Source organism: Paenibacillus anseongensis (assembly GCF_009757995.1).
In the GTDB taxonomy this organism is placed as follows: Bacteria; Bacillota; Bacilli; order Paenibacillales; family NBRC-103111; genus Paenibacillus_E; species Paenibacillus_E chondroitinus.
In genome coordinates this window covers 297,726-319,329 of the sequence record NZ_WSEM01000020.1, presented here as the reverse complement: position 1 = coordinate 319,329, position 21,604 = coordinate 297,726, and the positions used below count along the sequence as shown (strand labels likewise).

20 protein-coding genes are annotated in these 21,604 nt (G+C 46.7%); 14 read left to right on the top strand and 6 right to left on the bottom strand.

Annotation, left to right across the window (positions count from 1 at the left end):
* The first annotated feature begins 46 nt into the window (after nt 1-46).
* Entirely contained in the window at nt 47-1,129 is a 1,083-nt protein-coding gene (locus tag GON05_RS25180; protein ID WP_127457432.1) for a Gfo/Idh/MocA family protein, read from the top strand.
* Between the two features lie 56 nt (nt 1,130-1,185).
* On the opposite strand, the gene GON05_RS25175 is transcribed toward GON05_RS25180, so the two are convergent.
* Nucleotides 1,186-2,064 carry a helix-turn-helix domain-containing protein gene (locus tag GON05_RS25175; protein WP_157322932.1) on the bottom strand — a complete coding sequence of 293 codons (879 nt, stop codon included), beginning with the start codon at nt 2,062-2,064 and terminating at the stop codon, nt 1,186-1,188.
* A 117-nt stretch (nt 2,065-2,181) separates the two neighbouring features.
* On the opposite strand from GON05_RS25175, the gene GON05_RS25170 reads away from it, so the two are divergent.
* Nucleotides 2,182-3,033, top strand: coding sequence for a phytanoyl-CoA dioxygenase family protein (locus GON05_RS25170; RefSeq protein ID WP_246239420.1), 852 nt, complete (start codon nt 2,182-2,184; stop codon nt 3,031-3,033).
* A gap of 9 nt (nt 3,034-3,042) precedes the next feature.
* Here the strand turns inward: GON05_RS25170 and GON05_RS25165 are convergent, their stop codons facing one another.
* Nucleotides 3,043-3,921, bottom strand: a complete 879-nt coding sequence (locus GON05_RS25165; protein ID WP_157322930.1) for an AraC family transcriptional regulator — start codon at nt 3,919-3,921, stop codon at nt 3,043-3,045.
* A gap of 123 nt (nt 3,922-4,044) precedes the next feature.
* Between GON05_RS25165 and GON05_RS25160 the strand changes: the two genes are divergently transcribed.
* Together GON05_RS25160 and GON05_RS25155 are read left to right on the top strand one after the other, a co-directional pair.
* Complete coding sequence (locus GON05_RS25160; RefSeq protein WP_127457435.1) at nt 4,045-4,818, top strand: phytanoyl-CoA dioxygenase family protein; 774 nt, start codon at nt 4,045-4,047, stop codon at nt 4,816-4,818.
* Between the two features lie 86 nt (nt 4,819-4,904).
* Nucleotides 4,905-5,693 (top strand): DUF975 family protein, encoded by a 789-nt coding sequence (locus tag GON05_RS25155; protein WP_157322928.1) that lies wholly within the window; start codon nt 4,905-4,907, stop codon nt 5,691-5,693.
* 70 nt (nt 5,694-5,763) lie between these two features.
* Here GON05_RS25155 and GON05_RS25150 read toward each other — a convergent pair whose 3' ends face one another.
* The gene (locus GON05_RS25150) at nt 5,764-6,555 is read right to left on the bottom strand and encodes an HAD family hydrolase (protein WP_157322926.1); all 792 of its coding nucleotides are present in this window, start codon (nt 6,553-6,555) and stop codon (nt 5,764-5,766) included.
* 264 nt (nt 6,556-6,819) lie between these two features.
* On the opposite strand from GON05_RS25150, the gene phnX reads away from it, so the two are divergent.
* The 8 genes from phnX (at nt 6,820) to GON05_RS25110 (ending at nt 15,596) form a co-directional block, all read left to right on the top strand.
* The gene (gene phnX, locus GON05_RS25145) at nt 6,820-7,617 is read left to right on the top strand and encodes a phosphonoacetaldehyde hydrolase (RefSeq protein ID WP_157322924.1); all 798 of its coding nucleotides are present in this window, start codon (nt 6,820-6,822) and stop codon (nt 7,615-7,617) included.
* A 17-nt stretch (nt 7,618-7,634) separates the two neighbouring features.
* Nucleotides 7,635-8,741 (top strand): 2-aminoethylphosphonate--pyruvate transaminase, encoded by a 1,107-nt coding sequence (phnW, locus tag GON05_RS25140; protein ID WP_181646730.1) that lies wholly within the window; start codon nt 7,635-7,637, stop codon nt 8,739-8,741.
* A 133-nt stretch (nt 8,742-8,874) separates the two neighbouring features.
* Nucleotides 8,875-9,978 (top strand): putative 2-aminoethylphosphonate ABC transporter substrate-binding protein, encoded by a 1,104-nt coding sequence (locus GON05_RS25135; protein WP_157322922.1) that lies wholly within the window; start codon nt 8,875-8,877, stop codon nt 9,976-9,978.
* Between the two features lie 131 nt (nt 9,979-10,109).
* On the top strand, nt 10,110-11,147 hold the full coding sequence (locus tag GON05_RS25130) for a putative 2-aminoethylphosphonate ABC transporter ATP-binding protein (protein ID WP_157322920.1): 1,038 nt from the start codon (nt 10,110-10,112) through the stop codon (nt 11,145-11,147).
* The gene (locus tag GON05_RS25125; RefSeq protein WP_157322918.1) at nt 11,148-12,869 is read left to right on the top strand and encodes a putative 2-aminoethylphosphonate ABC transporter permease subunit; all 1,722 of its coding nucleotides are present in this window, start codon (nt 11,148-11,150) and stop codon (nt 12,867-12,869) included.
* Between the two features lie 47 nt (nt 12,870-12,916).
* Nucleotides 12,917-13,705, top strand: coding sequence for a DeoR/GlpR family DNA-binding transcription regulator (locus GON05_RS25120; protein ID WP_157322916.1), 789 nt, complete (start codon nt 12,917-12,919; stop codon nt 13,703-13,705).
* Nucleotides 13,706-13,755: 50 nt separating this feature from the next.
* Nucleotides 13,756-14,775 (top strand): hypothetical protein, encoded by a 1,020-nt coding sequence (locus GON05_RS25115; RefSeq protein ID WP_157322914.1) that lies wholly within the window; start codon nt 13,756-13,758, stop codon nt 14,773-14,775.
* Nucleotides 14,772-15,596: a hypothetical protein gene (locus GON05_RS25110; RefSeq protein WP_157322912.1), complete on the top strand. Its 825-nt coding sequence runs from the start codon at nt 14,772-14,774 to the stop codon at nt 15,594-15,596. The genes GON05_RS25115 and GON05_RS25110 overlap by 4 nt, the downstream gene beginning before the upstream one ends.
* Before the next feature lie 582 nt (nt 15,597-16,178).
* On the opposite strand, the gene GON05_RS25105 is transcribed toward GON05_RS25110, so the two are convergent.
* Nucleotides 16,179-16,727 (bottom strand): hypothetical protein, encoded by a 549-nt coding sequence (locus GON05_RS25105; RefSeq protein WP_127457445.1) that lies wholly within the window; start codon nt 16,725-16,727, stop codon nt 16,179-16,181.
* 227 nt (nt 16,728-16,954) lie between these two features.
* On the bottom strand, nt 16,955-18,643 hold the full coding sequence (locus GON05_RS25100; RefSeq protein WP_181646709.1) for a DUF2339 domain-containing protein: 1,689 nt from the start codon (nt 18,641-18,643) through the stop codon (nt 16,955-16,957).
* 160 nt (nt 18,644-18,803) lie between these two features.
* On the opposite strand from GON05_RS25100, the gene GON05_RS25095 reads away from it, so the two are divergent.
* On the top strand, nt 18,804-19,082 hold the full coding sequence (locus GON05_RS25095; RefSeq protein ID WP_157322909.1) for a hypothetical protein: 279 nt from the start codon (nt 18,804-18,806) through the stop codon (nt 19,080-19,082).
* Between the two features lie 324 nt (nt 19,083-19,406).
* Here the strand turns inward: GON05_RS25095 and GON05_RS25090 are convergent, their stop codons facing one another.
* Nucleotides 19,407-19,598 (bottom strand): hypothetical protein, encoded by a 192-nt coding sequence (locus tag GON05_RS25090; RefSeq protein WP_157322907.1) that lies wholly within the window; start codon nt 19,596-19,598, stop codon nt 19,407-19,409.
* A gap of 217 nt (nt 19,599-19,815) precedes the next feature.
* Between GON05_RS25090 and GON05_RS25085 the strand changes: the two genes are divergently transcribed.
* The gene (locus tag GON05_RS25085; protein ID WP_157322905.1) at nt 19,816-21,573 is read left to right on the top strand and encodes a glycoside hydrolase family 2 protein; all 1,758 of its coding nucleotides are present in this window, start codon (nt 19,816-19,818) and stop codon (nt 21,571-21,573) included.
* Nucleotides 21,574-21,604 lie beyond the last annotated feature (31 nt).

Sequence of the window (21,604 nt, the reverse complement as noted above, 5' to 3'; positions counted from 1 at the left end):
ACTGATAAATAGTACGAGCTCAGACGAAAACCTAAGGAGGACCATCATGTCCAAAACGTATCGAATCGCCATTATCGGCTGTGGAGGCATTGCCAACGGCAAACATATGCCAAGTTTGAACAAATTAAAAAACGTAGAAATGGTTGCTTTCTGTGATATCATTCCTGAAAAAGCGCAAGAAGCTGCCGACAAGTATGGAAAAGGCGAAACACGCGTCTATGAAGATTACCGTGAACTTCTGAAAGACAGCACAATTGATATCGTTCATGTTTGTACACCAAATGATTCGCATGCAGAGATTACGATTGCGGCATTGGAAGCCGGTAAACACGTAATGTCCGAGAAGCCGATGGCCAAAACAGCAGCGGATGCTCGCCGAATGGTAGAAGCAGCGAAACGCACAGGCAAAAAATTGACCGTCGGTTACAACAATCGCTTCCGCAGCGACAGCCAACACCTGCACCAACTTTGTTCGGAAGGTGAGCTAGGCGATATTTATTTCGCAAAAGCTCATGCGATCCGCCGCCGCGCGGTACCGACATGGGGCGTTTTCCTTGATGAAGAGAAGCAAGGCGGAGGTCCTTTGATTGATATCGGGACGCATGCCCTCGATTTGACGCTGTGGATGATGAACAACTATGAGCCGAAGGTTGTTCTTGGTACTTCGTATCATAAATTGTCCCAACGCGAAAACGCTGCAAACGCATGGGGCCCTTGGGATCCATCCAAGTTTACTGTTGAAGATTCCGCTTTCGGGATGATTACGATGAAAAATGGCGCAACCATTATCCTAGAATCAAGTTGGGCGCTGAATACACTGGAAGTCGACGAAGCTAAATGTACACTTAGCGGTACAGAAGGCGGCGCGGACATGAAAAATGGCCTTCGCATCAACGGCGAAAAACACAGCCGTTTGTATACAACAGAGGTTGAGCTGAATGCCGGAGGCGTTGCCTTCTATGATGGCGCAACGGAAAGCGCGCCGGATCTGGAAATGCGTCTATGGATTCAAGCCATTGAAAACGATACAGATCCAGTCGTTACTCCGGAGCAAGCTTGCGTCGTTTCTGAGATTCTGGAAGCAATCTACGAATCCGCTAAAACAGGTAAAGCTGTTTATTTCGACTAATTTCAACGATTTCCCAGGAAATAACTAAGAAATAAAGAATCCCCTTTTTCGAGTGGTTAAGCTCGAATGAAGGGGATTTTGCTTTTTTTCAACTCTCCTGGCGTTAGACCGGTTCGTTTCTTAAAGGTTTTGGAGAAATGATGCAGATCCGCAAATCCGCAATAGCTGGCAATGGATTCCTGACTAAGATCCGTATGGGTCAGCAATTCTTTGGCATGATTCACCCGCATGTTCATCAAATATTGGTGAGGGGAGATGCCATAACGCTGTTTGAACACCATGCTGAATCGGGAGATCGACAGATTCGCTCGTGCGGCCATATCCGCCAACGAGATAGGATCACTTAAATGATGCGAAAAGTAGGAAGTAATCCAATCAAACGACTGTGACCCTGTGTAGGGTTCTTGATAGTAGGTCTCTAATAAAGAGAGGATGATCTCAGTAACCAGATGCTGCGTCTTAAGTTGGATGAGCGGATCCTGCTTCTCGGCTTGCTCGATAACTTGCAGCAGTGTTTCTTTCAATTTTAACGGCTTGGACGGTTCAACCTGCACAGGCATTTCCACCCCGTACAAGTCTCTGATGGTTGGCTGTAAGAGATGCTGATAAGCCGATAAATCAATTTGTCCTGGGCGGGTAGGAAAACTGTGCTCACGTTCAGGGTTAAAACTGAGATCAAAATGGATATACGGCGTAACAGTATTCGTTAACCCTTCCAAAGAAAGCAGGCTGCCGGGCTGTACAAGGCAAAACTGGCCTGCGTTAAATGTATATTTTTTATGATCGACATGGAAACAACAAGTGCCTTCTTGAATGTAGACCAATAAATAATCAAGCAATCTGCGCTCCGGATAAGACCATGGTTTACGAACGGCAAAGTCGCTTTGTCTAACGAATGGTACGATGGGATGTAGTTTCAGAAAATCGCTTAGCATCGAAGATCCTTTCCACTTCAGTTGTTTTTGACAATAATATAACCTTGTTTGACAAAGATTTGGAACCGCTTGAACCCTATAATAAAGCTATAATTATACAAATTGAGGTGATCCGAGATGAGCATGAAAGAAACAAGCCATACCCAAGCGTTGCCCTCTTTGGAAGACAGCTATACCTTGTCGGAGCAGCAGATCCAAAGCTATCAGCAGAAAGGGCATATTTTACTTCGGCAGGTAGCTAGCCCATCGGAAATCACTTCTTACGAGCCGGTTATTACCGATTTGGTGAAGGAACTGAATTATCATAACAAACCGGTTGAACAGCGTGATACGTATGGCAAGGCTTTTATCCAAATTTCTAACTTATGGGAAAAAAGCGAAGCGGCTCGCAGGTTCGTATTAGCCAAAAGATTCGCCAAAATAGCAGCGGAATTGATGGGCGTAGAAGGCGTGCGCATTTATCATGATCAGGCTTTGTATAAAGAGCCTCATGGAGGACACACCCCCTGGCATCAAGACCAAATCTATTGGCCGCTGGATACAGATAAAACAATTACGATGTGGATGCCGCTGGTGCCCATTTCCGAAGAAATAGGATCCATGACCTTTGCTTCTGAGTCTCACCGCATTGGTTACATTAACAAAATGGTGATTTCCGATGAATCCCACCGCACTTTAGCAGGTTATATTGAAGGTAAAGGGTATGAAACGATGTCCCATGGCGCTATGGAAGCCGGAGATGCAACATTTCATGCCGGGTGGACGCTGCACAGTGCGCCTGGGAACCCGACGGATGCTATGCGCAAAGTGATGACGGTCATCTACTATGCGGACGGACTACGTATTGCGGAGCCGGATAGTAAAGCGCGCGAAAGCGATTTGAAAGCGTGGTTTCCTGGCGCTAAGCCCGGCGATTTGGCGGCAACCGCTCTTAACCCGCTGGTTTACAGTCGATCCGCCTCACGATAGCCATTGAGGCTACCTGCTGGTTTGTTCCTGTTTGCGGAACTTGCCGGGGGGTAGCTTTTTTTCTTTTTTGAACGTATGAGTAAAATAATGAACGGATGAAAAGCCTGTAACCTCCGCAATTTCGTTAATCGACAGCTCACTTGTCAGCAGCAGGTGGGCTGCTTGGCGTATGCGCTCACTGCGGATGAAATCCGTATAGGTTTCGTGAATCCCCTCTGAAAATAAGCGTGAAAGATGGCGCTCGGAAACATTGAGATAGCCGGCGACATCGCTAAGGTGAAGTGGTTGAGACAGGTTGTCGCGGATATAAAGTTTAGCTCGCTGCAGCAGGATGTTCGTATTTTTACGGATGACCATAGGTTTGCCGGTTTCTTTACCAAATAAGCTGAGAAACGACACGAGAAGCGTGTAAGCTAACGTTGGAACGGCTGCAGCGGGCAAGCTGCCATGATCCTCACGAATCAAAAGAGACTTCCACAAGAGGGCCGTCGGGTGATGGTCACCATCATATAGACAAACCTCGGCATGTTCAGCTAGCTCCTGAAAGGCATCTCGCATCGCATCTTCACTTTGTGTTTCATCCAATTCAAATGCCACAAACAGAATAAAGAGCCCTTTTTGCGTGCGGATTTGATGTTTGATGCCAGGTCTGGAGCAAAAGTGAGTGCCTGCGCGCAGCGGGTAAAGGACGCCATTTTCGGTATATTCGCCATCTCCACTAATGACATAGCAGACTTCAAAGAAAGAATGTTTATGGGGTTGGTTATCGAATAGGCATGGATCTACGCCCCAATATTGAATTTTAAAGCATGCCGCAGGTCCATGAATGACGGTTGCAACCTCGTTCAGCAGGGATCTGGTTTCTTTGCACAAGTACACATGCATCATCCTTCATGTCCTTATTTTGCAAAAAGCTGTCCTTTGCAGAAAAAGACAGTTCTCTCTTTCATTCCTTATAATTATAGATAAGAAAGCGGTTTATAATCAACTTCAATGATGGAGGAATGAATAGTGATTACTCGTGAGGATGTAGAATTTTATAAAGAAAATGGGTATTTGCTTGTTAAAGGGGTATTCAATCAGCAAGAAGTAGAGGAAATGAGGCAAGCTGTAGAAGAAATTATTATTCGTGCCGCTGAGGCCAAAGCAGACCGTAATGATCAATGGAGGGGGGATTTCCTTCCACCGGAAGAGCTGAAGAAGCTGGTTTTAAAAGGCTTCCACGACGTGCACTATCACGATGCTGCGTTTATGCGCGCTGTGATTCATCCCAATATGGCGGCTGTGCTGCAGCAAATCATTGGACCAAACGTGCAGCTGCATCATTCCAAAATGCTCGTGAAGCCGCCGGAAAATGGTGCAGCCTTCCCTATGCATCAGGATCACCCTTACTTTCCGCATGAGAAACATACGATGCTTGCTGCAAGCGTGCATTTGGATTATGCGGATGAGGAGAACGGCTGCCTGCGAGTAATTCCGGGCTCGCACCGCTCAGGCAGCATACCGCACGTGGGTCAGCATTACTTGAACCACAAAGAGTATCCCGTCAAAGAAGGCACGCCTTGTGTGGCTGAAGCCGGCGATGTGCTGTTCTTTAACTACTTGACGATTCATGGCTCGGAATCCAATCGGAGTTCCCGAACAAGACGGAACGTGTTGTTCCAGTATCGGGATCCGAGCGATTTCCCGACGGAGAATACGCATTTTGACTGGGGCATGGGCCTCATGGTCACAGGGAAAAACCCGCATTTCACAAAGGTGAAACCGGAATATAAAATTCTTTAAGGATGAGAAGGCGCCTGCGGGTGCCTTTTTTCGTTGTCAGGTAGGGTTCTACTTTTGGACATTCTGTTGTAGGATAGTTAGTAAATATGTGGAAATTGGATGGTGATTTCTTGGACTGGACGCGTAGTGAACTAAAGGGACGAGCCAAGCAAGTCTTGCGAACGTCCTACTGGAAGGCTTTTCTCGTAAGCCTGCTGCTAGCGGTGCTGAGCGGAGGGGTGTCGAGCTGTTCCTTCAATTCGAACGGCGGGACTTCGGTCAAATTTCCCTTGACCGGCAGTCACGACAGTTGGACCGATTTTTATAACAGCCCGGTATTTGTTGCCGTCGTTGTTGGAGCGATCTTGTTATTTATCTTCCTTATCCTTGCATCCATCGCGTTTCATGTTTTTGTTACAGCGCCTTTCGAAGTAAGCGTTATGCAATATTTTAAACAGGCTGCCTCTGAAGATGTGAATATGAATTATCTGGTCTACTCGTTTCAAAAAGGCAGGTATCTAGCTATTGTCAAGGGAATGTTTTGGAAAAACTTTCTCAACTTTCTGTGGTTTTGGCTGCTGATTATTCCGGGATTTGTAAAAGGTTATGCGTACAGCATGGTGCCCTTTCTTCTGGGAGACAATCCGGGGATTGGCACGAAGAGGGCGGTTGAGCTTAGCAATCGGATGACGAACGGACATAAATGGAAAATGTTCGTACTGGACCTCTCTTTTCTTGGATGGTATATCCTAGGTTTCCTGGCACTTGGCATCGGCGTTCTGTTTGTCATGCCTTATGATCACTCGACGAAGGCTGAGCTTTATAAGGTGCTCAGGCAGCAGGCGCTGTATGATGGGCTTAGCAACAGCAAGGAATTGAATCTGCCCGAGGTATGAATCATCGGCGGGCATATAAGAAGGACTTTCCCAATAAGGTCACACTAGACCTTGTTGAGAAAGTCCTTTTTCATGGCTGCACGATATCTAGGAGCTCCACTAATGCAGCGATTTCATGGCTCGGCAAGTTGTGCGGCGGCGCCGTCCGCTGATGATGATTGATCCAAACATTTCGCATGCCTATCGCTAAAGCCCCTTTGATATCGGTATCCAGATTATCACCGACCATAAGTGCTTCTTCCGCCGTGACACCGAGCAGCTTCAAAGCGTGCTCAAAAATAGACGGATCAGGCTTCCCGCGGCCAAAGGTACCGGAAATCAAGATATGATCAAAGTAATCCGCCAGCCCCGGAATACTATCTACCTTCTCCTGCTGCAGGTCAGGCGCGCCATTCGTTAACAAAAGCAGCTGATACTTCGGTCGCAAAGCCTTTAATACTTCGAAAGTGGCTTCATACACCAATGGACGCTCCCGACGCTCCTTAGCAAACCTCAGCGCTAGCGTTGCGCCTAACTCCGGATCGTTAACGCCTAGTTGGAGCAGGCCCTGCGTCCACGCGCTTTTTTGATACTCTGGGGCTAATTGGCCCAGTTCCAGAAAGGCAGGATGCTCTTTTGCATCAAATCTTCCCCACAGCGCTTCCAAATGGGTGACTTCAATCATTTTAGCATAGTCATAACAGGCCATTTCCTCAAATAAACGTTCCGATAATGCGCGCACCGCGTGCTCTAATTCGGACGGGTTTACGTTTACGGAAGCTGCCGCTGCCTCGCAAGTCGCCTCAAATGCTTCCTGGATACTTCTTTCATCCCACAATAACGTATTATCCAAATCGAAAATAATCGCTTTGATCGGCTTCATTTCTATGATCCCTCCCAGTGTCCTATCCTTAATTTCCAACATAATAACAAGGAAGTCAACAGAAAACTGATAGGCGGACTTCAAATTCGGAGAATAGAAACCTCTAATGCAAATTAAATCAAATTAAATCAAATTAAAAACACAAATTTTACACGCGTTTAACGCTGCGATTACAAATGCGGGTTATTATGTACCTATAGACGCAACCAAAACCAACAAAAGGTGCTCGAATAACAAGTAAAACAGTCAAACAGGAGGGTTTCAATGATACAGGCAGTTGTTTTTGATTGGGCAGGGACGATGGTGGATTATGGATGTTTTGCTCCCCTTAACGTATTTATGGAGGTCTTCAGAAAAAGAGAGATTGCTATTACCTTGTCAGAAGCAAGAGCGCCGATGGGACTTCTCAAACGCGATCATATCAGCGAAATTTTAAAAATGGAACGTGTCGCCGGCTTATGGCTTGAACGCTATGGTCAATTGCCGCAGGAAACGGACGTTGACGCACTTTATGCAGATTTTGAACCCATGATGCTAGCTGTAGTCCATGAATATGCTGAACCGGTCCCTGGTGCGCTTGCACTCGTAGAACGTTTACGTCAAAATGGCCTTCGAATCGGTTCCACAACGGGGTACACGGCTGAGATGATGGCGATCGTCACGGTCGAAGCGAAAAAGCGCGGGTATGCGCCGGACCACTTGGTTACCCCGAATGATGTGCCCGCAGGACGTCCATATCCTTGGATGATCTACGAGAACGCGGCTGCTCTGAACGTGTATCCCATGTACAACGTAATGAAGGTGGGCGATACGGTCAGCGATATAAGGGAAGGCGTCAACGCCGGCACTTGGACAATTGGTGTGGTGCTAGGAAGCAGTGAACTGGGCATGAATGAAGTGGAAGTGGAAGCTTGTGATCCTGAAATTCTAAAAGCGCGCGTAGAAGCAGTCACGGCTAAGTTCCAAGAAGAAGGCGCTCATTATGTCATTCAAACCATTGGCGAGCTGGATCAGCTTATTCCGGTTATTAATCAAAAACTTCAAAGAGGTGAACGTCCATGACAGCAACGATGAATCAATTGCCGGATAACCCTTATTTACTGCTTACACCAGGTCCTCTATCTACGAGTAAAAAAGTAAAAGCAGCGATGCTGCGCGATTGGTGCACATGGGACCAAGATTATAATCAACTCGTCCAGTCGATCCGCAGCCGATTAGTGACAATGGCTTCGAGCAAACCGGATCATTACACAACCGTGCTGATGCAGGGAAGCGGAACGTTCAGTGTTGAATCGGTCATTGGATCTGTGATTCCGAAAGACGGTAAGCTGCTTGTTTTGGCTAACGGAGCTTATGGCAAACGAATTGCCCAAATAGCGGAAGTCCTCGGCATCTACTCGATCGTTCTGGATGCGGGGGAAACGAAGCCGGTGAATGTTAAGCAGCTGGAGGAAGTGCTGAAGGTGGATTCGTCGATCACGCACGTGGCGGTTGTTCATGTGGAAACTACGACGGGGATGATGAATCCGATCGCTGACGTTGCCCGCATTGCCAAGCAATACGGCAAAACGCTGATTCTCGACGCGATGAGCTCTTTTGGCGGTATCCCGATTGATATCGCGGAACTGGACATCGATTATTTAATTAGCAGCGCCAATAAATGCATTCAAGGCGTGCCTGGTTTTGGTTTTATCATTGCGCGTAAAGAATCACTGCTCAAATGCAAAGGAGTAGCACGTTCCTTATCATTAGATCTCTACGATCAGTGGGAGACTATGGAGCAAGGTAACGGCAAATGGCGTTATACATCGCCAACGCATACCGTTAGGGCATTTGATCAAGCGCTCCAAGAGCTGGAGGAAGAAGGCGGCGTTGCGCGCAGATTCGAAAGATTCACCCGTAACCAACAAACGTTGGTTGCCGGCATGCAGCGGATGGGGCTGCAGCCCTTGCTTCCGACTGAGCTGCAGTCACCGATCATTACTTCCTTCTTATATCCGGATTCGCCTGTGTTTTCCTTTGATGAGTTCTATGCACGCATTAAACAAGAAGGCTTTGTTATCTACCCAGGCAAAATAACAGCCGCGGCTACGTTCCGAATCGGTAACATTGGCGATATTCATGGGTCCGACATTGAACGTCTGTTGCAAGGCATTGAAAGACAGTCTTTCTGGAAAACAACTTAAAAACAACAAATAAAATATAAATACAAATATTTTACGTGCATTTAATACTGATTTTACAATTCTAAATTATACTAATATTTATCAGGTGATAGATAGTCAAACCGATAATTCGAATGAAGGTGGGAGTAAGAAGATGAAGAAATCATTGGGAAGTGCAGTAGCGTTGTTGACAGTTGCTTTAATGTTAGGGGCTTGCGGCGGGAAAGCGGTTGGTACAGACGGAGCAAAGACAAGTGCTGCTCCAGCAGCAAGCGCAAACGCAGATGTAACAGTGGATACAAAAAGCAAGGATCTAACGGTTTACACGGCTTTGGAAGATGATCAAATCAAAACTTATCTCACGACTTTCAAAGCGAAATATCCGGATGTAAAAGTCAACATTGTTCGTGATTCCACGGGAATTGTAACAGCGAAATTACTTGCTGAGAAAGACAATACACAAGCAGATGTTGTATGGGGCTTAGCGGCAACAAGCTTGCTCGTTCTTGACCAGAACAGCATGTTAGAGCCTTACGCGCCAAAAGGCGTAGAGCGTATTCTTTCTGATTTTAAAGACAAAAATGCAGTAACGCACTGGGTTGGTATCGATGCTTGGGAAACAGCGTTCATCGTGAACAAAGTTGAGATGGAGAAGCGCAAGCTGGCCATTCCTCAATCTTATGAGGATCTGGTGAAGCCGGAATATAAAGGGCTGATCACCATGCCGAATCCTTCGTCTTCAGGGACTGGTTTCCTGACCGTTTCCGGATTGGTTCAATTGAAAGGCAATGACGCTGCATGGGATTATATGAACAAATTGCATAACAACATTGCGATGTACGTTCACTCCGGTTCCAAACCTGCTAAATTAGCCGGTACTGGCGAATATCCAATTGGTATTTCCTTTGGTTACCGCGGCATTCAAGAGAAGAAAGCAGGTTCACCGGTTGAAGTTGTATTCCCGAAAGAAGGCTCCGGTTGGGACGTTGAAGCTAATGCTTTGATGAAGAAGAAGGTCGTGAAACAAGTAGCGAAAGACTTCTTGGATTGGGCGATTACGGATGATGTGATGAAAGAATACAACAAAAACTATGCGATTCTTGCAGTGAAAACTGATTCTGCCAAAATCCCTGATGGTTACAGCGTTGATCCAGTGAAACAACTTATCAAAAATGATCTGAATGATGCTGCGAAAAAACGTGACAGCGTTCTAGCTGAGTGGGACAAGCGCTTCAACGCGAAAAGCGAACCCAAATAATAAACGGCAAACCTAGAAAAAGGCTGACTGCGAACCATGCTTGCAGCAGCCTTTTTTCTATAACCTTTTTACAAAGCGATAACATATCACACTTATACTAGAGCTAATAAGACTAAGGAGGCTGCTTGATCATGACACAAGCTTACTTGTCCATTCAAGGGGTAAATAAAACATTTGGATCTTTCAGCGCTTTGAACAATATTCATATTGATATTCAGAAAAATGAGTTCATTTGTTTATTAGGCCCAAGCGGTTGCGGTAAAACAACATTGCTTCGCATTATTGCAGGATTAGAAAAACCGACACAAGGACGGATTACGGTTGACGGGAAGGACATTACCCAGCTGCCGCCAGCGAAAAGAAATTTCGGCATGGTGTTTCAGTCGTATGCGCTTTTTCCGAATCTCACGGCTTATCAGAATGTAGCTTATGGTTTGCAGGGCAAGAAATTGAAGAAGAAAGAGATTGACGAGAAGGTAAGGGAAGTCCTGAATTTAGTGGATCTGCTGCACCTCCAAGATCGCTACCCGGCACAAATGTCCGGCGGACAGCAGCAGCGTGTGGCTTTGGCTCGTGCTATTGTACTGTCTCCAGATTTCTTGCTGCTGGATGAACCTCTTTCCGCGTTAGATGCCAAAGTTCGGGTGAAACTTCGCGAGCAAATTTGCGAGCTGCAGGACAAGCTTGGCATTACAACCGTGTTGGTCACGCACGATCAAGAGGAAGCGCTCACGATGGCAGATCGTATTGTGGTGATGAAAAACTCCGAAGTCGTGCAAATGGGAACGCCGGAACAAGTCTATGAAACACCGAATTCAGCATTTGTCGCTGATTTTATCGGATCGATTAATTTCTTGGAAAACGGGGAGCAAGGAAATCTAGCGCAGCGTAGAAGTCTTGCCATTCGTCCCGAACATATTCGCCTGTCAGCCTCTGGATCAAGCAATGGAGTGAAGGCGGTTGTCAAGCATGTAGAGTTCCGTGGAGCTTTCTACCGAGTGACGCTTCAGCCAACAGCAGGTTCTGGTTACCAGCATGTAATCCTTGCAGTTGATGTCTCTTCACAAGCTGCGCATCAACTGAGGCTTGCCAAACATGCCGAGGTATTCGTTGAATTCCCGCAGGAAAAGATGATCACATTCCCAGCTGATTCTATGGTAGGTGCCTAAATGAACAAGGGAATCGTCAGCATGAATCCGCCGATCCGCCGTCACCTGGGAGCATTTTTTACATTACAAAATGTGTTGATTGTCGTGCTCGTGCTCACATTAACAACTAGTACTCTGATTCCGTTAATCCTCTTATTCAGCAAATCTTTGCTAAATAAGAATGAGGAGTTTATTGGATTGGCTAACTTTGTCCAATACTTCTCTACGCCTTCCTTGCTTCAATCGTTAACAAACACGATTTGGATTTCAGTTTTATCTACCGTACTTGCCGTTGTTCTCGCATTCGCGTATGCCTATGGAATTAGCCGTACGGCTATTCGGGGCAAAAGTTATTTCCGCTATATTGCGTTATTGCCGCTTTTTCAACCGACGATGATGCATGGGATTGCGCTTACTTATTTGTTTGGGAATCAAGGCATGGTTACGCACGGTTTTTTCGGACTCTTGCCTGGTATAAGGATACCGATCTATGGTCCCGTTGGGATCGTCATCTCTGAAGTCATTTACTTATTTCCTCAAGCTTTTCTGATTTTTATCACAGCTTTGTCAATGACCGATCAGCGACTGTATGAGGCCGCGGAATCGCTGGGCGCGAATAAATGGAAGACCTTTTTTACGGTGACTTTGCCCTCCGTTAAATACGGCCTCATCAGCGCCATTTTCGTCTGTTTCACAGCCAGCTTCACGGATTTCGGGGCTCCGCAGGCGATCGGCGGAAAGTTTAACGTGCTTGCCACGGATATTTACAAACAGGTCATCGGCCAGCAAAATTTATCCATGGGTGCGACGGTGGGTATCCTGCTCACGATTCCAGCCATTATTGCTTTTGCTGTGGACCGATTCGTAGAGCGCAAACAACGTTCGCTGCTCTCTTCCAAGTCAACGCCCTATCGAGTACCGGAAGGACAAGCTCGGGACAGATTTTATCGTACATTTTGTATCATCGTCTCGATTGCTATTTTGGTGCCGTTATTCACAATTGTTTTTGCTTCCTTAGTGAAGGTGTGGCCGTACAATATCAGTTTAAGCTTCAAACATTATGATTTTTCCAGTGTGGCAGGGTCAGGTCTGGAACCGTTTTGGAATTCACTGAAAGTTTCACTCATCACAGCAGTGGTGGGGACGATCATGACTTTTGTTTTTGCTTATTTAATTGAAAAAACCAGATCGATGAAAGGCTTGCGTCAAGTCGGTTACTTTTTGTCGATTTTACCGCTTGCGCTTCCGGGTATGGTTATCGGCCTTGCCTACATTTTCTTCTTTAATGATTCCAGCAATCCGCTGAATTGGATTTATGGCACTATGGCGATTATCGTGCTTGCGAACATCACACATTTCTACGCAGTTCCCTTCATTACGGCTACGACTGCGCTGAAAAAGCTGGACAAGGAATTCGAACTCGTTTCGGAGTCTATGCGCGTTCCTTTCTACCGAACATTTTTGCGGGTCACAGTGCCCATGTCCCTTCCGGCCATTATCGAAATTGCCATGTACTTTTTCGTGAATTCCATGGTTACGGTGTCTGCGGTTGTGTTCCTCCGGGCTGCTGATATGAATCTTGCGGCTGTCGCTTTAGTGAATATGGAAGATGCAGGCGACGTAGCTGCCGCAGCGGCGATGTCTACCCTGATCGTCGGAACGAATATTATCGTTCGTTTGTCTTATGAGTTCATTTTAAAAAAGGTAAAAAAGCGCACGGCTGCTTGGCAAATGCCGAAGTAAAGCCCTATCATGCAAAATGTGATGCATAAATTGGAGGGTCTAACCTTATGTCTTTGATTGGTGAAGAGCGAAAGAATTATATTCTCAATCAGTTGAATTTGGATGGCAAAGTGAAGACGAATGAGCTGGTCGAAGCTCTGGATGTTTCATCTGAGACGATACGTCGTTATTTGGAAGAGTTGGAAGATGAAAATAAGCTGAAGCGGGTATATGGCGGCGCGGTCAAAATTAATTTGTCCCGAGACGAGCCGTCACACTTGAAGAGAGAGGTGCTGTACGCGGATGAGAAGCGGAAAATCGGACGTGCAGCAGCCACCCTCGTGGAGGATAATGACGTCATTTTCATCGATGACGGCACTACGACCTTGCATATCATTGATTATTTGCTGAACAAGAAAAACCTGACAGTTCTAACGATCTCCATACCTGCCCTGTACCTGTTGATTGACTACAAAAACAAAGGATTGTTCAACGGGGACATCTTTTTAATTGGTGGCAAAGTGAATGCCCTGCATTCCAGGGTCACAGGCCTGTTGGCTGAGAAGATGGTGGAAAATTTCAACGCGGATAAAGCGTTTTTATCTGTGGATGGCATGATGCTGGACAAAGGAATTACAGGCTTCGAAGAAAGTAAAGGCCAACTGACGCAGAAAATGATGAAATATGCCAAGCAAAATATTGTGCTCTGCGATCACTCCAAGTTCGGGCTCGTGCAATTCTACAAAATTGCAGATTTGAGAGAGATCGATCTCATTGTCAGTGATGTGCCAGCTCCAAAGGAATGGTTAACCGAATTGCAGAAAAAAGGAGTTGTATGGGTCTCATCAAACGATTAGCTGTGTTATGATAGAACGGTAATCATGACAAATGTTGGGAGCTGATTCGTTTGTCGGTACAACTGAAAGTGAAGCAATCCCCGAGTACTGTTGGTATTTTCAAGCATGCCGTCACCATGGTGATGGGGATGTGGCTGATTGTCGGCTTGTTTATCGATGGCTTTGCCCATAATCACGGGGCTGTTGAGACCTTTTTTACGCCATGGCATGCGATTTTGTACTCCGGTTATTTGGCCTGCGCCATTTGGATTCTTATCATTACTTATCAGAACAAAATAAAAGCCCATCATGCTACTTGGGCAGCGTCTATTCCTACGGGATATAGGCTCGGTGTCGCCGGTGTCATCATCTTTTTTGTCGGCGGTATCGGGGATATGTTATGGCATACGATATTTGGCATTGAGAAAAATATTGAAGCGCTCTTAAGCCCGACCCATCTGATTTTATTGACCGGGGCGCTGATGATTCTGACCAGCCCATATCGCGCGATGAGTGTTGCGGAGAAGGACGTTTCTCCCAGCTTTCGCCGGCTTCTGCCTGCCTTGACTTCCGTGGCGCTGACCTTTGCCGTGATGGCTTTTTTTCTTATGTATGCCTGGTCGTTTCGTCAGAATTTATGGATGGCAAGGGAAGAAGACGCAGTGGCTAAAGCGGTTGTGGATTTCCTCGTTACAACGATGCTGCTCGTTTTGCCAATTATGCTTGTGATGAGAAGGTGGAAGCTGCCTTTCGGAACGGTGACCTATTTCTTTGTGTTTGAGGCGGTATTGATGGCGGTGCTGGATGGGTTCTCGCACTATGGTTCTATCGTGATTCTGCTCATTAGCGGGATAATCGGTGATTTGCTTTTGAAATCGATCAAAGAAAAAAAAGCCGGTGCGTGGCAGTATCGCGGCGTTTTCTTCCTGCTGCCGGTTCTTATCTGGAGCTTGTATTTTACCGATTTGCGCCTGTTTCACACGTTAGATTGGTCTCCTGAGCTGTGGGGTGGCACGATCTTTATTTGCGGCCTCTGTTCGATGGGATTAAGCATGCTGACGGCCCCGCTCACGACTGGAAGAAATCAATGAAGCAGCTTGTCATCCTTCTCATGGGTTTGGCTGTTCTCTTAGCCGCTTGTGGGAATCAAAACACGACTATGGATATGTCAGGGATGCAGATGTCTGGGAATATGGAGGCCATGCCGACACATGCCCACAGCGATGATGCCATTGCGCATTTCTCGGTTGCCATGGATCGTTACATACCGGGGGAAGAGGCGACAATCACGATTCTTATTCAGGATAAATGGAATAAACCGATTGATCGTTTCGACCTCATGCATGAGAAGCTGATGCATTTGATCGTGGTGAGCAAGGATCTGTCCTATTTTGATCATCTTCATCCGGAGCATGTCGGTCAAGGCCAATTCACCGTCAAAACGAAGTTCCCAGCCAGTGGCTATTATCAGCTGATTGCTGATTTTACCCCGCAGGGAAGTGGAGAGACGGTGCAGACGCACTGGGTCACGATTAAGGGGAAAGAGCCGAAGATGACGGTTCTTCAACCGGATACCTCGTTGACGAAAGAGGTGGGCGGTAAGGAAGTTACGCTTGCATTCGACCACCTCATGGCGGGGATGGGGCTGGATATGATCTTCACGATCAAGGATGCCCGGACGAAACAGCCGATCACCGATCTGCAGCCCTATCTGGGCAGCTTGGGGCATGTGGTGGCCATCAGCGCCGATGCGAAGGAGTATGTCCATGTCCACCCGAATGAGCAGAAGGGTTCAGGGCCTACGGCAGCTTTCACGATTATTTTCCCAAAGAGCGGCGTTTATAAAATCTGGGGCCAATTTCAGCATCAGAATGAAGTATTTATCGTACCTTTTACCATAAAAGTGCCATAAAGGCGTTACCTTTACAATTTGAACTTAATTTTGTAATCAAAAAGAAATATGTTATTCATCTGGCTTTAATGAAGCGGGCTTATAATAGAACTCGACCCCCTTTAAAATATATATATCTTAAGACCCGCAGCCCGTTGCTGTGGGTCTCTTTTTATTGATGAGGGGTGGCGTGTCGCGCTAAGTAAGCATAGCTTGGCGGTTGGCCACCTTGCGCCAAGTAATTCCATTTACTCGGCATGACCGCCACTTGCTATGGGCCCTTGCTTAGATGTCTATGTATGTTGTACTTTGTACAACATACAACCGCTTAAAACGCCGCTACCTGGCTCTTCATTGCACAAAGTACAATGAATTCAATCAAAATAGCGCGAAAATCACCCTATTCTGTCTTCTACGTTGCACTTTGTACAGCGTAGAAGGCGGCATCGGCCGTCATGATGCCGCTAGATTGCAAAAAGTGCAATTTAGGAGAAGGTATCGATCCAATGTCATACACATCTACAGCGCGTCTGTGCCGTGGAAATAGCAGGGAAAAGAAAAGACAGGTCGAATCTCGGATTCGCCTGTCTTATGTCGATATGCTTATTTTTTCGCTACGTCGGAGATAACGAATTTGTCGTTTACTTTTTTCGTTGTATAAGTGGCGCCGTCTTTCGTCGTGAATTTGACTTGATCCGCCGTATTTGCCGTGTCAAATGTAACGTCTGCTTTGGTTGTATCTAGCAGGTTCGTCGGGAAAAAGGAAGTCGGGTTCGTTACAATCGCTCCGTCCGCTTGCTGTTCCGTCAAATAGTGGGCTGCCAATTTATCAGCCATTGCTGCATCGAAGTAGCTGGAAAGGAATTTTACAGCTTTCTCTTTACTATCAGCGGCGATAGGGTTAAGAATCAGCTTGCCATCTTTGGATTTGGCTTCTCCGAAGAGGAAGCCGACCTTCTCTTGAGAAATTCTAGCGCCGATGTAGCCTTTCATGTTGATCGTATCCTGCGTTTCCGCTGTTGCTTGTGGGGAAGCTGCTGCACTTGCGCTTGGAGACGGGCTAGCTGTATTTTTTGGTGCGGAGGAACAAGCTGCTCCAGTCACCATCATTGTAAGCAGGATCACGCCTGCGGCTGTTTGTTTCAATGTCATAAACGATACACCTCTTCATCTGTATGAATGTATTTATTTGTAAGTAAATACATATTATATTCAATTTAAATAACCACAAGTGTAGAATATACGCTATTTTGAGACGTAATGCAATGAATTCAAGGAAAGTTCACATTCTATTTTGTCCCTGAAAAAGCGAAAAAAACCCTCATTTCCACTAGATAATTGGAGATGAAGGCCTCTCGATTGCGTCTATGATAGCTTGTTTATTTACGCTTATAAAACAACCTGGAAATCCCGACGCCAATAGCCCCAAGTCCGATAAACAGGATCGCACGAATGGCGGTAGACACATCAGGCAGATCAATGAAAATAATTTTGAGCAGGGTTACAAACAAGAACAGGATGCCGATTAGATTTGCTTTTGCTTTTCGAACAAATAGTCCTGCGACAATCAAGAGCACCGCATAAATCGCCCAAACACCGGAGAGAACGAGATGTTGGTAATCACTATTGAGAGCCTTCGTTAAGGCATTCGTTACTTGTGAGACGAAAATGAGGAGCAGTATGAATGCCATCCATAGCAAAAGAAGTGAGATGCGTGAAGGTGCAAGGCCTTTTTGAGCAGAAGAGCGATAGAACGCATAAAGGCCGCCGATGGTAGCCACGAGCACAAACCAAGCAAAAGTTTCATGTGAACCTATATCATGGATCGGATGGGTGAGAACAAATAGCATACCGATAAAATAGGTAAGAGCTCCGCTGATTTGCTGCAGCCTGCTTTGGAAGCGGACACCCAGGCAAAGCGCGATGCCGCCTTCGACTAGCAGCGCTGATCCGGCTTGATCGGCATGTAGGACGAAAATCAGCCATAAAAAGATGCTGAACGTTGCGATGGATACATGGACGGAGAAGGCCCTCTTTTGCAAGTAAAGCCAAGAGGAAGTGCCGATGTACAAAAGCGACCACAGAGCGAGCATCCATTCATAGACGTGCCTATCGTTGACAGCAGTGCCGTAGAAACCATATGTCCAGGCTGCGACGAGGCCAAAGCTTAAGAACAACGTGATGCGCTGTCCGATGCGGCTGTCTTCCGAGCGCAGAAGTGATATGCCGAAAAGGAGCAGGTGCTGCAAGATGATAACGGTTAGCACGGCCGGTTTGTCACTCTCTGAATGGCTGAGCAGGGTCGATATGAGCAATGGCAGATGAAGTACGCCAAAAGCTGTGAAATAAGCACCGCGGAAGGCATAGCGCAGCGATAACACCATCATAGCCATGGAAAAGAGACCTTCATAGCCAGCGAAAATCCACATATTTGGATGCGCAGAATCGACCATGAACGGAACAAGATAACCCGCAAGCAAGGTAATAATCATGAGGGCTTGTGAACGATGGCGAATCGCTATGAACACACTAGCTGCAATCGAAACAATGTAAAGCACAAAAGCAAACCAGGACGGGATCAACTCAAACAGCATGTGGGCAGCGAAAAGGGATAAGATCAGAACCCCGCTCGCTCCGCCTAGCAGCACTTGCCCCAATGCTGTGCGTTTGCGGCGTATTTGCGCTTCCCCTTGCCAATACATGAGACCTGCTGCGACAACTCCGAGTAGGCAGCGGACAGGCTCTGTAATGAAGCCGGCGCTTACGGCGGCTGTAAACCCCCAGAGCACGCCAAGCAGGAAAACGATGATAAAAATGCGCGGCAGCCAGACGCGGGCGATCAAGTGCTCCCAATCTCTAGGGGGAGCGGGCTCTTTGGCGGGAACTGCGGGCACGGTTTCTTGCTGGAGTTGCGGGCGCGGAGCTGGCTGGGCATGCTCGATAGCAGGAGCTGATATCTCTGTACGTTCAGATTCTGATGCATTTGGTCGGTTAAGTACATGGTCCAGCAGCAACTCGAGCTCTTTTACTCTTTTTTCCAATGCGGCTACTCGTAATTCTAGATCCATGATAGCCCCCTTTGTTGTGCGTATTTTAGGTATGTTTTTCCATCTCATTCTATGTTAACATGGGCCTGGCAAGACGTGTAGGCTGACGGAAAAAATAAAAGCGGGACAACTATGCTACAATAGTCATAGACACGAATAGGACATTAGGAGATGAACCGTCATGAGTAAGGAATTAAACGAACAAGAGCTTATCCAATTTATCGTAGAAAAATCAAAAGCAGATGCCAAACAAATTCAGCTCGTGCTGAAATATGAGAAAGCGTATATTTTGAAGGCTGAACAAAGTTCCAAAGGGGAAGTGGACATCGACAGCGACGATTTGATCGATCATATTCTGAGCAGGCCGGATGTGAAATTGACGGAGCTCGCGGTGGACACCATTTTGGAAGCGGAAATGGCCTACTTAATGAAACATGGATTAGCCGGTTACATGGATTAAGGAAAGAGGACGATGCAGGGGACTTCTCCGGTGTCGTCCTTTTTTCATGCGCTATGTTGGCGTGTTAGGGAATTATTGGGGAACCACGGGGCGCTATTTTTCTGAAAGGGGGCATGTTGTAGGTGTCAGGAGAACTACAGGGCGCTATTTCGCCAACTTCCTGCAAAAAACATTGCATGACGGCTGAATAAGGTCCTGTAGTTCTCATTCAGAGAGGAAACAACGTGTTTCTCTTCAAATAGAGGCCTCCAGTTCCCTTGAGCGAACCCTTAGCAGGATTTCGGTAGAATGTCACGCTACTCGCACGGTTATCCCGCAGTACTCCTACACCCGCTGCACACTGGTGTACCTGACACATGCTGCACCCGTAGCACCCGATACACTTGTCATACCCATCATACCCATCATACCCGCCATACTCGTCGCCCCCGCGGCACTCGCCACACTTGCCGCACTCACCGCCCCCGTCGCACCGCTGCCCGCCGCCCTCGCCACCCGTGCCGCACCGGCGCACACCCGCCCCCCTCAGTTCTCATGTAAAATTGGTAAGGACTCATGTATCATACGCATGACTGAGGAGGTCATGTGCACGCCACTCATTCACTTAAAATAACTTGCAAGTTAATTGAATAACATGTATTGACAGAAAATGAGCTTGGGATGATAATAGTCTTAGTTGCAATGGACTTATTTAATTAACTTATTAATTAACTTTATGGAGGTAGCGTTACCCATGACGAATCAACCCCGAGCAGATTACCCAAGGCCACAATTTGTACGAGACAGCTGGATGAACCTGAATGGCGAATGGGAATTTGAATTTGATGATGACCGCGTAGGCAGCAAAGAGAAGTGGCATTTAGGGAACAAGGCGTTATCCAAAAGGATCCAAGTGCCTTTCGCTTTTCAAAGTAAATTAAGCGGTATTGGCAGCAATGATTTTCATGATGTTGTTTGGTATCGCAGAGATTTGGCGATTCCGGATTCCTTTGCAAATAAGCGGATTTTGCTCCACTTTGGAGCTGTTGATTATGAGGCGTCCGTTTGGGTGAACGGCACTTTGGTTGCTACGCATGAAGGCGGGCATACGCCGTTTCACGCGGACATTACCGATGCTCTTCAGTCAGGTACGAATAAGTTAGTAGTTAAGGCTGTTGATTACAGCACAGACGTGACGCTGCCTAGAGGGAAGCAATACTGGCTCTCCGATTCAGCGAGCATTTTCTATACGAGAACAACGGGTATTTGGCAAACCGTATGGATGGAAGCGGTAAGCGCCGATGCATTTTTAGATAAAGTGAGAATTACGCCGGACATTGATAATAAGCAGGTGGAATTGCAATTTTTCATTGAAGCCGCCAAAGCGCATGAGAAGCAGCAGGTGAAGGTTGAAATTTCTTTTAAAGGAAATCTTGTTTCTGAGGACACATATTTGTTGAAAGACAGCGTGGGGACAAGAGCGGTTCGTCTGAATGATTTTAATGATCATGGACTTGGTGGTTGGTGGACGCCGGAACGTCCGAATTTGTACGACGTGAAGTTCACACTGCTGGTTGATGAACAACCTGTTGATCAGGTGACGAGCTATTTCGGGATGCGTAAAGTGTCGATCGAGAATGGTAAGCTTTGTCTTAACAACCGTCCTTATTTCCTGAAAATGGTACTGGACCAAGGTTATTTCCCGGATGGAAACTTGACGCCGCCGAGTGATGAGGCGATCAAACAGGATGTGGAACTGACGAAAGCGATGGGCTTTAACGGAGCACGTAAGCATCAGAAGCTGGAAGATCCTAGATTTCTGTACTGGTGCGATCAACTCGGACTTGTTGTCTGGAGCGAAGCGGCTAACGCTTACGAGTACACGGAAAAGTATGTAGAACGGTTTACGAAAGAGTGGCAAGCCTCTGTCGATCGCGATTACAACCATCCATCGATTATTGCATGGGTGCCTTTGAATGAGAGCTGGGGGGTTCCCAATATCCAGATCGATAAAAGGCAGCAGCAGCACGCGTTGACGATGTATCATTTGACCAAATCGATTGATTCAATGCGTCCTGTTATTTCGAATGACGGTTGGGAATTGGTAAAAACGGATTTGTTCGCGATTCACGATTATGAGTGGCGGGAAGAGGTCTTGACAGAGCGTTACAGCACCAAGGAGAAAGCCGTTCATGCGATGCCGGCTAATCGCCGCCTGTTTGTCGAAGGTTTCCCCTATGAGAATCAGCCGATTCTGGTTACTGAGTTTGGCGGGATCGCTTATAAGAAAAGCGAGTGGGAAGGCTGGGGTTACTCAGGTGCAGAAAACGATGAAGATTACGAGCAAAAGCTGCGCGCCGTCATTCGTCCGCTTCTGAACTCCGGTGTTGTTCAAGGCTATTGCTATACGCAATTAACGGATGTGGAACAAGAAATTAACGGTTTGCTCACGTATGATCGGAAACCGAAAATTCCGGTTGAACTGATTAAAGCGATCAATGACCGTAAATAAAAAAGTCGGGGCAGATAGTTGCCCCGGCTTT